Here is a 9,482-nt window from a genome sequence, read left to right as displayed (position 1 = left end):
CCCATGGCTACTGAAACTACCGGTGTTAGTGACTACCGGGCCCGAATATCGTGGGTTACGCCGCGGCTGGCACACCGCTGTGAAAGCGGAACTCGGCCTCCGGACGGAGGATCAGCGCCGCTTCCGCCTCGCCGAGCTGGCGCACCCGCTCGCTGATATCTTCTCCGGCAATCTTCTGCGCCAGATCCAGATAGTCCTGATAGTGACGCGCCTCGGAGCGCAGCAGCGACAGGTAGAACTTTTGCAGATCGTCGTCCAGCCACGGCGCCAGGGCGGCAAAGCGTTCGCAGGAGCGGGCCTCGATATAGGCGCCGCAGATCAGCTTATCGATCAGCATCACCGGCTCATGCGAGCGCACTTCGCGCCGCAGGCCGCGGGCATAGTTGCTGGCGGTGATTTTGACATAGGGGATATCGCGCGCCAGCATCATCTCCCGCACCTGCCAGAAGTGATGCAGTTCCTCTTTAATCAATAAAATCATGCTGTCCAGCAGCTGGCGGCCCCACGGGTCGTCGGTCTGCGGCATGGCGCTTTTGTTGATCCGTTTATGCAGAGCGACAAAATCCGGCTCCGGCCCCCGGCGGTAGGTGAAGTCTTCGTACGGCTTCAGGCAGGCCAACAGTTCGTCGGCGTCAGCTTTATCCGCGACGTAGCGACGCACCAGCAGCATGGCGTTCTGCGCCGCTTTCAGCTCGCACACCATATGGTCGGTCAGCAGCAGCGGCAGGTTTTCCGGCTTGCGGGCTTCGTCAATCCACGCCTGCGGCGTCGGGCAGTGCAGGAAGTTGATAATCGGGGAAAGAATCTGCGGGTAATCCATGAAAGTTCCTTGCTATACGGCGGCAGGCGCCGCCGTATCCATCTACAACATCTGCGACTTAGTGGCGAACACCATCGTCGTCTTCATCGACATACTCTTCGTCATCGTCGTCGCCGTCTTCACCGTTCGGGTCCTCATAATAGGTGCCCCAACCGTCATACTCGACGTCATATTTTTCTGCCAGCGTCATCAGCTGTTCCACCTGGGCATCGATCAGGTCTGCGTTCAGCGCGCATTCGCTCAGAATATCGCAGCAGATGACCATGTCACCCTCTTCCACTTCCAGCTCTTCGGGCTCGGTCACTTCGTAGCCCAGCTTGAACGCTTCAACCGCCACTTTCTCCAGGGTTTCGAAATCGTCTGCAGAGAGGTGATGCTCAATCGTGTACAGTGCGTCCGGATCGCTGCCATCTTCCAGCAGCTCTTCGATAATCAGACGCGTCTCTTCACGCTGTTCTTCCAGGTGTTCCGGGTTTGCCATGGCTCGTTCCTCATAATGTGCGGCAGTTATCCCTATTGTCACATACCGCCGTCATTGCCTCCACTTCTCAGTGAAAGATTTCGATCACAGACTTGCAAATGAATATTCATACATATAAATTGAATTTTAATTCAATTAGTGGCCTATGCCAGGTGAGGGAACCATGTCTGCGTTTTACCAGAAGCATTTTTTAAAGTTACTCGATTTTACGCCTGCAGAAATCACCGCCCTGCTCGAGCTGGCGGCAAAGCTGAAAGCCGATAAGAAAAACGGTATCGAAGTCCAGAAACTGGCAGGAAAAAACATCGCGCTCATCTTCGAAAAAGACTCAACCCGTACACGATGCTCTTTCGAAGTTGCCGCATACGATCAGGGTGCCCGCGTGACCTATCTGGGGCCCAGCGGCAGCCAGATTGGCCATAAAGAGTCGATCAAGGACACCGCCCGCGTGCTCGGACGGATGTACGACGGCATTCAGTACCGCGGCCACGGCCAGGAAGTGATAGAGACCCTGGCGCAATACGCCGGCGTGCCGGTGTGGAACGGCCTCACCAACGAGTTCCACCCCACCCAGCTGCTGGCGGACCTGCTGACCATGAAAGAGCATCTGCCGGGCAAAGCCTTTAACCAGATGACGCTGGTCTACGCCGGCGACGCGCGCAACAACATGGGCAATTCGATGCTGGAAGCCGCCGCCTTGACCGGTCTGGATCTGCGCCTGGTGGCGCCATCGGCCTGCTGGCCGGAGGCCGCGCTGGTGGAGACCTGCACCGCGCTGGCCAAACAGCAGGGCGGCAACATCACCCTGACGGAAGATATCGCTGCGGGGGTGAAAGGCGCCGATTTTATCTATACCGACGTCTGGGTCTCAATGGGCGAGGCGAAGGAAAAATGGGCCGAACGTATCGCCCTGCTGCGCGACTATCAGGTTAACAGCGCGATGCTGGCGCTCACCGGCAACCCGCAGGTCAAGTTCCTCCACTGCCTGCCGGCGTTCCACGACGACCAGACCACGCTGGGCAAACAGATGGCTGCCGATTACGGCCTGCACGGCGGCATGGAGGTGACTGACGAGGTGTTTGAGTCGGCGGCGAGCGTGGTCTTCGACCAGGCGGAAAACCGGATGCACACCATCAAAGCGGTGATGGTGGCGACGCTGAGCAAATAGCCCCTCGCTCGCGGCTGTGTCCCGGATGGCACGGCGTTCATCCGGGATTCGGTTCGCCATTTTACACCATCAGCATCTTCACCACCGCTTTGCGCACCTTCGCCGGGGCGCCAACGGCGCACAGCGGTTTATGCACTTCGCCGGGATAAAACACCACAAAGTCCCCTTCGTTAAGGATCACCGTTTTCTCCTGCTGGCCTTCGGCAAGAAAAGCGATGTCTTTCTCCGCCAGCCAGTCGGTCTGCGGCTCTCCTGGCGGCAAGGTGCTGAAGGTCATCCCCTCGCTGCCGCGGAGCACAATCTGGATATCGAGATAGCGAGCATGGTATTCCGCGCGGCGCGCGGCCTGCGGCTCGGTGGTGTCTTCAGAAATCAGATAAAACAGGTTGTCGCCGTCGATATCGTGTTTACCCAGCGGCGTCGCCTCGCTGACCTGAGCGATAACGTGTTCGATAGCCTCGCGCAGCGCGGCAGGCAGCCATGGCTGCAGATGGTGGATATTGCCAATAATCATTGCTTACCTCAAATATAAAACAGCATTTCATTTTATCGTGTTATACCCCCATCGCGGCTGCCATACCAGTAGAGTTTCACGCTTCTTTGCGCTGGCGCACTTTTCGACAGGCAAACGATTACCTGTTTGTGAATGAATCGCTTGATCGTCATAACGGTCTGCGTATAATGCCAGTCGTTTTGCCGGGAGGAAGCATGGCCAATTGCGTACGACATTCTGTCTTAGCGCGTCTCAATGCAGACGCTGGCCTGCCGTTTTTCTTTCCGTTGCTCATTGGATTCCCGAAGCCCCTTATTTAAGGGGCTTTTTTTTTGCCCAGGCGTCAGGAGATAAGCATGGCTAACCCGCTATATCAAAAACATATCATTTCCATAAACGATCTCAGCCGCGAAGACCTCGAACTGGTGCTGGCGACGGCGGCAAAGCTGAAAGCCAATCCACAACCCGAGCTGCTGAAGCATAAGGTTATCGCCAGCTGTTTCTTTGAAGCCTCGACCCGCACCCGCCTCTCTTTTGAAACCTCGATGCACCGCCTGGGCGCCAGCGTGGTCGGCTTTTCCGACAGCGCCAACACCTCACTGGGCAAAAAAGGGGAAACGCTGGCGGATACCATCTCCGTCATCAGCACCTACGTCGACGCCATCGTGATGCGTCATCCGCAGGAGGGCGCCGCGCGCCTGGCGACCGAATTCTCCGGCGGCGTGCCGGTACTGAACGCCGGCGACGGCGCTAACCAGCACCCGACCCAAACCCTGCTCGACCTGTTCACCATTCAGGAGACCCAGGGCCGCCTCGAAAACCTCAACGTGGCGATGGTCGGCGATCTGAAGTATGGCCGTACCGTCCACTCCCTGACCCAGGCGCTGGCCAAATTCAACGGCAACCGCTTCTACTTCATCGCCCCGGACGCGCTGGCCATGCCGCAGTACATCCTCGATATGCTCGATGAAAAAGGCATCGCCTGGAGCCTGCATAGCGCCATCGACGACGTGATGGCGGAAGTGGATATTCTGTACATGACCCGCGTGCAGAAAGAGCGTCTGGATCCGTCGGAATACGCCAACGTCAAAGCGCAGTTCGTCCTGCGCGCCGCCGACCTCGAAGGGGCGCGCGCCAACATGAAAGTGCTGCACCCGCTGCCGCGCATTGATGAAATCACCACCGATGTCGATAAAACACCGCACGCCTGGTACTTCCAGCAGGCCGGTAACGGCATCTTCGCCCGCCAGGCGTTACTGGCACTGGTACTGAATAGCGAGCTGGCACTGTAAGGGGGAATGAGAGATGACACACGACAATAAACTGCAGGTAGAAGCGATCAAACGCGGCACCGTGATTGACCATATCCCGGCGCAGGTCGGCTTTAAGCTGCTCACCCTGTTCAAACTGACCGAAACCGACCAGCGCATCACCATCGGCCTGAACCTGCCCTCCGGCGAGATGGGCCGCAAGGATTTGATTAAAATCGAGAACACCTTCCTGACCGACGAGCAGGTTAACCAGCTGTCGCTGTACGCCCCGCAGGCGACGGTAAACCGCATTGATGATTACGAAGTGGTGGGCAAATCCCGCCCGAGCTTGCCGGATCGTATCGACAGCGTGCTGGTCTGCCCGAACAGCAACTGTATCAGCCACGCCGAACCGGTTTCTTCCAGTTTTGCAGTGAAAAAACGCGCTGATGACATCGCACTCAAATGCAAATACTGCGAAAAAGAGTTTTCTCATTATGTGGTGCTGGCCAACTAAATGCGGTTGGTATTGGTGGTAGGCCTCCCTATAATGGCTACCACCCTACGCTTCGTCCTTCAGGCGGCGTCTGCGCCGGCGATACAGCGCTTACCGCCTGGCGGCAACCTGAATGATTTTGCGTAACATTACTCAGTTCATCTGGAGATAACATGAGCAAAACTATTGCGACGGAAAATGCACCAGCGGCGATTGGCCCCTACGTTCAGGGCGTTGACCTCGGCAGCATGATCATCACCTCTGGCCAGATCCCGGTCGACCCGAAAACCGGCAGCGTCCCGGAAGACGTGTCCGCGCAGGCGCGCCAGTCGCTGAACAACGTGAAAGCGATCGTTGAAGCCGCAGGCCTCACCGTCGGCGATATCGTCAAGACCACCGTATTCGTCAAAGATCTCAACGATTTCGCTACCGTTAACGCCACCTACGAAGCGTTCTTCACCGAGCATAACGCCACCTTCCCGGCGCGCTCCTGCGTTGAAGTCGCACGTCTGCCGAAAGACGTGAAGATCGAGATCGAAGCCATCGCCGTGCGTCGCTGATCGCTAACCTCGGCATGAAAAAAGGCAGCCAGTGGCTGCCTTTTTTACGTGGGTCATCCGAAAACGCGTCCCTCACTGCCAGCCGTAGCGGCGGCTGTAGAAGCCCTTCACGGCCTGGGTCAGCACCATATAGCCCGCCAGGATCGCTACCAGCCATGGGAAGTAGCTCAGCGGCAGGGCCTGCAGCTGCAGGTAGCTAGCCAGCGGCGAGAACGGCAGCGCGATACCCACTGCCATCACCACCAGGGTCATGGCGAACAGCGGCCAGGCGGCCCGGCTCTGAACGAACGGAATGCGCCGGGTGCGGATCATGTGCACAATCAGCGTTTGCGACAGCAGCCCTTCGATAAACCAGCCGGACTGGAACAGGGTCTGCATCTCCACGGTATTGGCGTGGAACACCCACCACATCAGGCCGAAGGTGAGGATATCGAAAATCGAGCTGATCGGTCCGAAGAAGACCATAAAGCGCCCGAGATCGGCCGGGTTCCAGCGCTGCGGCTTGCGGATCTGCTCATCATCGACGTTATCAAACGGGATCGCCACCTGGGAGACATCGTACAGCAGGTTCTGAATCAACAGGTGCAGCGGCAGCATCGGCAGAAACGGCAGGAAGGCGCTGGCCACCAGCACGCTGAAGACGTTGCCGAAGTTGGAGCTGGCGGTCATTTTGATGTACTTGAGCATGTTGGCGAAGGTGCGGCGGCCTTCGATTACCCCCTCCTCCAGCACCATCAGGCTCTTCTCCAGCAGAATGATATCCGCCGCCTCGCGGGCGATATCCACCGCGCCGTCGACCGAGATGCCAATATCCGCCGCGCGCAGCGCCGGAGCGTCGTTGATGCCATCGCCCATAAAGCCCACCACGTGACCTTCGCGTTTCAGCAGCGTCACGATACGCTCTTTATGCAGCGGCGCCAGGCGGGCGAACAGCGTGGTGCGTTTGGCCAGCGCCGCCAGCTCGTCGTCGCTCATGGCTTCAATCTGGCTGCCAATCACCACTTCGCCAGCATCCAGTCCCACTTCATGGCACACCTTCGCCGCCACCAGCTCGCTGTCGCCGGTGAGGATCTTCACCGTGATGCCGCTGGCCTTCAGCGCCTTCAGCGCCGGGGCGGTGGTCTCTTTCGGCGGATCGAGGAAGGCGATGTAACCTTCAAGGATCAGGTCCGACTCATCGGCGCGCTGGTAGTCGCCTTCGCGGGCCGGCAGGTATTTGGTCGCCACCGCCACCACCCGCAGTCCCTGACGGTTGAGGGTATCGGTCACCCGGCGAATGCGGCGCAGCATGGTGTCGTCCAGCGGTACGATATCGCCGTTGTAGCGCACCTGGGTCGAGACGTTGAGGATCTCCTGCAGCGCCCCTTTGCAGATCAGCTGATGCGCGGCGTCATCCTCCTTCACCACCACCGACATGCGGCGGCGTTCGAAGTCGAAGGGGATCTCATCTACCTTCTGCCAGCGTTCCGCCAGCCCGCGGGCGGCATCCAGCTCAACCCCGTCCAGCACCGCGGTGTCGAGCAGGTTTTTCAGGCCGGTCTGGTAGTGGCTGTTGAGCCAGGCGGCATGCAGTACCCGCTCGCAGACCTTACCGGAGACGTCGGTATGGTTCTCCAGCACAATCTTATCCTGGGTCAGGGTGCCGGTTTTATCAGTGCAGAGGATGTCCATCGCGCCGAAATTCTGAATGGCGTCGAGGTGCTTCACGATGACCTTTTGCTTCGACAGCTTCACCGCCCCGCGCGCCAGCGTCGAAGTGACGATCATCGGCAGCATCTCCGGCGTCAAGCCGACCGCCACCGACAGCGCGAATAGCGCCGCCTCCCACCAGTCGCCTTTGGTGTAGCCATTGATCAGCAGCACCACCGGGGCCATCACCAGCATAAAGCGGATCAGCAGCATGCTGACCCGGCTGATGCCTTTCTGAAAGGCGTTCGGCTCGCTCTCCTGTTCACTGACGCGGCCGGCCAGCTGGCCAAACCAGGTGCGGCCGCCGGTGGCGAAGACGATGGCCTGCGCCGAGCCGCTCACCACGTTGGTGCCCATAAAGCACAGGGTGTCGCACTCCAGCGGGTTTTGCTGCAGCGGATCGCGGCTGCGGGCCACTTTCTCCACCGGCAGCGATTCGCCGGTCAGCGAGGCCTGGGCGACGAATAAATCCCGTGCCTGCAGGATACGCAGGTCCGCCGGGATCATATCCCCCGCCGACAACCGGATAATGTCGCCCGGCACCAGCTGGTCGATAGGCAGCTCCAGCCAGCGGCTCTCCCCCTGCTCGTTCACCACCCGCAGCACGGTGGCGGTGTTGCTCACCATCGCCTTCAGCGCATCCGCCGCTTTGGTCGAGCGCGCCTCCTGGATGAAATTGAGCAATGTCGAGATCCCCACCATCAGGGCGATAACCCCGGCGGCGAACAGATCCTCGGTGGAATAGGAGACGATGCCGAGCACCGTCAGCAGCAGGTTGAACGGGTTGCGATAGCAGGTCCACAGATGCACCCACCACGGGGAGGGCTTTTGCGCCGGGATCTGGTTGTCACCATGTTTGAGGATTTTCGCCGCCACTTCGCCTTCATTGAGCCCTTCAGGGTGGCTGTCAAAGGCGCGCCAGATCTCCTGGTCGTCCATCGCCGCCACGTTCAGGCAATGCTGACCAAGCGATTCAGGAATGGGGCCACTCGCCAGATGGCGGGCGTCCGGCAGCGGATCGCGCTGGACTAAACGACGTGGCAGATGGCGGCTAAGCTGCGCGAACAGCTGCCGGGTATAATTTTTCAGCATAAACAGTCCCTCCGCGCTCGCCAAAGCGAACGCAGCGTTGCCGACGGGCGTAGCAAAACCTACCTGTCAGGCATGTTATTTTTATGGCAGGGACATCAAGGACGTCACTGCTTTACGCTTTCCGGTAAAGCAGTGTTAAACAGGCTTACCGGAAAGAAAGGTTGCTCCATCGAGGATGAGGAGTGGGATCGGGGTCCATAACTATCTCCGGTAAGTGAATATAAACGGCGCGAATTATAGCGCCCTCGCTGAGGATTGTGTGGCAATAATGGCGATGATAAACCCTCGCAACTAAACCGAACGTAAACCAGACTTTGCTCATTGCGGTTTGGTTGAGTAGCATTAGGCTCACTTCTACCATCCCTGACGAGAATTCCGCATGCAGAACCGGCTGACCATCAAAGATATCGCGCGCTTAAGCGGCGTAGGGAAATCGACGGTATCCCGCGTCCTCAACAACGAGAGCGGGGTCAGCGAACGGACCCGCGAGCGCGTCGAAGCGGTGATGCAGCAGCACGGTTTCTCGCCCTCCCGTTCCGCCCGCGCCATGCGCGGCCAGAGCGATAAAGTGGTGGCGATTATCGTCACCCGTCTCGATTCGCTGTCGGAAAACCTTGCCGTGCAGACCATGCTGCCCGCCTTTTATGAGCAGGGTTACGATCCGATTATGATGGAGAGCCAGTTCTCCCCGGCGTTGGTGGAGGAGCATCTCGGCATGCTCGCCCGGCGCAATATTGACGGCGTGGTGCTGTTCGGTTTTACCGGCATCGACGAAGCGATGCTCGCCCCCTGGCGCGACACCCTGGTGCTGATGGCCCGCGACGCTCCCGGCTTCGCCTCGGTGTGCTATGACGACGAGGGGGCCATCACGCTGCTGATGCAGCGGCTCTACGATCGCGGACACCGCCACATCAGTTTTCTTGGCGTACCGCACAGCGACGTCACCACCGGCGAACGCCGCCATCTGGCCTACCTCGCCTTCTGTAAAAAGCATCGTCTGACGCCCACCGCCGCCCTGCCGGGGCTGGGCATGAAGCAGGGATATGACACCGTCGCCAGCGTGCTGACGGCTGAAACCAGCGCCCTGGTCTGCGCGACGGATACCCTCGCCCTCGGCGCCAGCAAGTACCTCCAGCAGCAGGGTCGCGATGCGCTGCAGCTCGCCAGCGTCGGCAGCACGCCGCTGATGAAGTTTCTCCACCCGGAAATCTTGACCGTCGATCCGGGCTATGCCGAGTCCGGACGCCGGGCCGCCCGGCAGTTGATCGAGCAGATCGCCGGCAGCGTCGATCCCCGCCAGATCGTGATTCCCGCCGCCCTCAATTAATCTCGCTCGGGCGATTTATGTGATCGTCGCCGGGTTTCGGGAACGTTCCCATTTTGCAAATTAAGCGGAACGGTTAGGATGCCCTCAAGGTAAAAACGGCATCTCT

General features: G+C 59.2%; 13 protein-coding genes. 8 read left to right on the top strand and 5 right to left on the bottom strand.

What is annotated here, in order from left to right; all coding sequences use genetic code 11:
• Nucleotides 1-55: 55 nt before the first annotated feature.
• Both miaE and rraB read right to left on the bottom strand, forming a co-directional pair.
• Nucleotides 56-820: a tRNA isopentenyl-2-thiomethyl-A-37 hydroxylase MiaE gene (miaE, locus tag VZP09_RS23430; RefSeq protein WP_004222190.1), complete on the bottom strand. Its 765-nt coding sequence runs from the start codon at nucleotides 818-820 to the stop codon at nucleotides 56-58.
• A 58-nt stretch (nucleotides 821-878) separates the two neighbouring features.
• Nucleotides 879-1,301 (bottom strand): ribonuclease E inhibitor RraB, encoded by a 423-nt coding sequence (gene rraB, locus VZP09_RS23425; protein WP_002886947.1) that lies wholly within the window; start codon nucleotides 1,299-1,301, stop codon nucleotides 879-881.
• A gap of 98 nt (nucleotides 1,302-1,399) precedes the next feature.
• On the opposite strand from rraB, the gene argL reads away from it, so the two are divergent.
• A complete protein-coding gene (gene argL / locus VZP09_RS24935) occupies nucleotides 1,400-1,495 on the top strand; it encodes a putative translational regulatory protein ArgL (protein WP_370736902.1) in 96 nt (31 codons plus the stop codon).
• A complete protein-coding gene (argF, locus tag VZP09_RS23420; RefSeq protein ID WP_021313680.1) occupies nucleotides 1,465-2,469 on the top strand; it encodes an ornithine carbamoyltransferase in 1,005 nt (334 codons plus the stop codon). The genes argL and argF overlap by 31 nt, the downstream gene beginning before the upstream one ends.
• Before the next feature lie 61 nt (nucleotides 2,470-2,530).
• Here argF and VZP09_RS23415 read toward each other — a convergent pair whose 3' ends face one another.
• A complete protein-coding gene (locus VZP09_RS23415) occupies nucleotides 2,531-2,983 on the bottom strand; it encodes a YhcH/YjgK/YiaL family protein (protein ID WP_023287054.1) in 453 nt (150 codons plus the stop codon).
• A 194-nt stretch (nucleotides 2,984-3,177) separates the two neighbouring features.
• Here VZP09_RS23415 and VZP09_RS23410 point away from each other — a divergent pair, with 194 nt between their 5' ends.
• From VZP09_RS23410 to ridA, 5 genes are all read left to right on the top strand, one after another.
• Nucleotides 3,178-3,282: a pyrBI operon leader peptide gene (locus VZP09_RS23410; RefSeq protein WP_002886930.1), complete on the top strand. Its 105-nt coding sequence runs from the start codon at nucleotides 3,178-3,180 to the stop codon at nucleotides 3,280-3,282.
• On the top strand, nucleotides 3,257-3,316 hold the full coding sequence (locus tag VZP09_RS24930; protein WP_227650304.1) for a pyrBI operon leader peptide: 60 nt from the start codon (nucleotides 3,257-3,259) through the stop codon (nucleotides 3,314-3,316). Before VZP09_RS23410 ends, VZP09_RS24930 begins: the two co-directional genes overlap by 26 nt.
• 2 nt (nucleotides 3,317-3,318) lie before the next feature.
• A complete protein-coding gene (gene pyrB / locus VZP09_RS23405) occupies nucleotides 3,319-4,254 on the top strand; it encodes an aspartate carbamoyltransferase (protein WP_002886928.1) in 936 nt (311 codons plus the stop codon).
• Nucleotides 4,255-4,267: 13 nt separating this feature from the next.
• Nucleotides 4,268-4,729: an aspartate carbamoyltransferase regulatory subunit gene (pyrI, locus tag VZP09_RS23400; RefSeq protein ID WP_002886927.1), complete on the top strand. Its 462-nt coding sequence runs from the start codon at nucleotides 4,268-4,270 to the stop codon at nucleotides 4,727-4,729.
• 152 nt (nucleotides 4,730-4,881) lie between these two features.
• Complete coding sequence (gene ridA, locus VZP09_RS23395; protein ID WP_002886926.1) at nucleotides 4,882-5,268, top strand: 2-iminobutanoate/2-iminopropanoate deaminase; 387 nt, start codon at nucleotides 4,882-4,884, stop codon at nucleotides 5,266-5,268.
• Between the two features lie 72 nt (nucleotides 5,269-5,340).
• Here ridA and mgtA read toward each other — a convergent pair whose 3' ends face one another.
• Nucleotides 5,341-8,049 carry a magnesium-translocating P-type ATPase gene (gene mgtA, locus VZP09_RS23390; RefSeq protein WP_009309303.1) on the bottom strand — a complete coding sequence of 903 codons (2,709 nt, stop codon included), beginning with the start codon at nucleotides 8,047-8,049 and terminating at the stop codon, nucleotides 5,341-5,343.
• Between the two features lie 145 nt (nucleotides 8,050-8,194).
• Nucleotides 8,195-8,248 (bottom strand): mgtA regulatory leader peptide MgtL, encoded by a 54-nt coding sequence (mgtL, locus tag VZP09_RS24925; RefSeq protein ID WP_219340445.1) that lies wholly within the window; start codon nucleotides 8,246-8,248, stop codon nucleotides 8,195-8,197.
• A 180-nt stretch (nucleotides 8,249-8,428) separates the two neighbouring features.
• Between mgtL and treR the strand changes: the two genes are divergently transcribed.
• On the top strand, nucleotides 8,429-9,376 hold the full coding sequence (treR, locus tag VZP09_RS23385) for a trehalose operon repressor TreR (protein WP_004192384.1): 948 nt from the start codon (nucleotides 8,429-8,431) through the stop codon (nucleotides 9,374-9,376).
• Nucleotides 9,377-9,482: the final 106 nt, after the last annotated feature.

This window comes from Klebsiella sp. EMBS2024 (genome assembly GCF_036233805.1).
GTDB classification, from domain to species: Bacteria; Pseudomonadota; Gammaproteobacteria; order Enterobacterales; family Enterobacteriaceae; genus Klebsiella; species Klebsiella pneumoniae.
The sequence above is the reverse complement of the archived record's forward strand: the minus strand, read 5'-3'. Positions and strand labels throughout refer to the sequence as shown.

Coding starts and splice junctions, on each gene's coding strand:
- pyrI (WP_002886927.1), top strand. CDS start 4,268: ATGACACACGACAATAAACTGCAGGTAGAAGCGATCAAACGCGGCACC.
- VZP09_RS23415 (WP_023287054.1), bottom strand. CDS start 2,983: ATGATTATTGGCAATATCCACCATCTGCAGCCATGGCTGCCTGCCGCG.
- rraB (WP_002886947.1), bottom strand. CDS start 1,301: ATGGCAAACCCGGAACACCTGGAAGAACAGCGTGAAGAGACGCGTCTG.
- treR (WP_004192384.1), top strand. CDS start 8,429: ATGCAGAACCGGCTGACCATCAAAGATATCGCGCGCTTAAGCGGCGTA.
- argL (WP_370736902.1), top strand. CDS start 1,400: ATGAATATTCATACATATAAATTGAATTTTAATTCAATTAGTGGCCTA.
- argF (WP_021313680.1), top strand. CDS start 1,465: ATGTCTGCGTTTTACCAGAAGCATTTTTTAAAGTTACTCGATTTTACG.
- VZP09_RS23410 (WP_002886930.1), top strand. CDS start 3,178: ATGGCCAATTGCGTACGACATTCTGTCTTAGCGCGTCTCAATGCAGAC.
- miaE (WP_004222190.1), bottom strand. CDS start 820: ATGGATTACCCGCAGATTCTTTCCCCGATTATCAACTTCCTGCACTGC.
- pyrB (WP_002886928.1), top strand. CDS start 3,319: ATGGCTAACCCGCTATATCAAAAACATATCATTTCCATAAACGATCTC.
- ridA (WP_002886926.1), top strand. CDS start 4,882: ATGAGCAAAACTATTGCGACGGAAAATGCACCAGCGGCGATTGGCCCC.
- mgtA (WP_009309303.1), bottom strand. CDS start 8,049: ATGCTGAAAAATTATACCCGGCAGCTGTTCGCGCAGCTTAGCCGCCAT.